Source organism: Mycobacterium sp. E2479 (assembly GCF_001667925.1).
In the GTDB taxonomy this organism is placed as follows: Bacteria; Actinomycetota; Actinomycetes; order Mycobacteriales; family Mycobacteriaceae; genus Mycobacterium.
Genome location: NZ_LZJR01000057.1, coordinates 1 through 1,425, shown reverse-complemented (window position 1 = coordinate 1,425; position 1,425 = coordinate 1). Strand labels below are relative to the sequence as shown.

The following is a 1,425-nucleotide window of genomic DNA, read 5'->3' as shown; positions in this document are numbered from 1 at the left end:
ACGCTCTCGGAGAACCAGGCCGAGCACGTGCAGAAGTCGTTCGATCAGATGGACACCACCCGCAGCAGGCGGGTGCTGCTGGAGGGCTGGGAAAAGTTCCACGAGCCGGTGGACCGGATCGTGTCGATCGGCGCGTTTGAGCACTTCGGTCGCCAGCGCTACGGCCGCTTCTTCAAGATGGCCTACCAAGCGCTGCCGCCAGGCGGAGTGATGTTGCTGCACACCATCGTTCGGCCGTCGTTCAGGGATGCCCGCGCCAGGGGCATGAAACTGACCCACGAGATCGTCCAGTTCTCGCAATTCATCCTGGCCGAGATCTTTCCCGGCGGCTGGCTGCCGACCCCGCAGACCGTCGGCGAATACGGGGTCACGGCGGGCTTCGACCTGACCCGGGTCCAGTCGCTGCAGTTGCACTACGCCAGGACACTGGATCTATGGGCCGAGGCGCTCGAGGCGAATCGCGAGCAGGCGTTGGCCATCCAGTCTCAGGAGGTCTACGACCGCTACATGAAGTACCTCACCGGCTGCGCGAAGCTGTTCCGGGAGGGCTACACCGACGTCAACCAGTTCACGTTGGAGAAGTGACCGGCTCACCATAGGCACTCAGCCCCAACGGATCACCGTTGTGCGCTGAAATGCTGTGAGCTACTTGACCAACGTGAATTGCCCCACGTTGCTGATGCCCTTGCGGAAGAAGTTCTCGCACCCGGTCAGATAGTGCATGTACTTGTCGTAGATCTCCTGGGACTGGAGAGCGATCGCCTTCTCCTTGTTGGCTTCCAGATTCGCCGCCCAGATGTTGAGGGTCCGCGCGTAATGCTCCTGCAGCAGCTGCACCCGCTCGATCGAGAAGCCCGCGGCCTCGCCGAATTTGAAAATGTCTTTCTGCGCCGGCAACTGACCCCCGGGGAAAATCTCCTGGCCGATGAAGCGCGCGAATCGAATATCGCTCATCGTCAATGTGACGCCCAGTGCGGGATATTCCTGCCAGTGATACATCAAGATCGTATGCAAAAGCATCCGGCCATCATCGGGAAGGATGTCGTAGGCGCGTTCAAAAAATGCGGAATAGCGTTCCATCTTGAATGCTTCGAAGGCGCCGATGGAGACAATCCGGTCGACTTTGTCTTCGAACTCTTCCCAGCCCTCCAGCAGCACCCGCCTGCTGCGGGTGGTGTCCATCTGATCGAACGACTTCTGCACGTGCTCGGCCTGGTTCTCCGAGAGCGTCAGGCCGACGACGTTCACGTCGTATTTCTCGACGGCTCGCCGCAGGGTGGCCCCCCAGCCGCAGCCGATGTCCAGCAGAGTCATCCCAGGCTCGAGCTTGAGCTTTCCCAGCGCCAGATCGATCTTCGCGATCTGCGCCTCCTCGAGGGTCATGTCCTCACGCTCGAAGTACGCGCAGCTGTAGGTCTGGGTGGG

Annotated in this window: 2 protein-coding genes; one reads left to right on the top strand and one right to left on the bottom strand. The window is 60.8% G+C overall.

The features are described 5' to 3' along the window. The coding region (locus tag A5686_RS06550) for a class I SAM-dependent methyltransferase (protein ID WP_067929809.1) at positions 1 to 585 on the top strand (585 nt) is incomplete at its 5' end. A 60-nt stretch (positions 586 to 645) separates the two neighbouring features. On the opposite strand, the gene A5686_RS06545 is transcribed toward A5686_RS06550, so the two are convergent. Then, a partial coding sequence (locus A5686_RS06545) for a cyclopropane mycolic acid synthase family methyltransferase (protein WP_156749973.1) occupies positions 646 to 1,425 on the bottom strand: 780 nt, incomplete at its 5' end.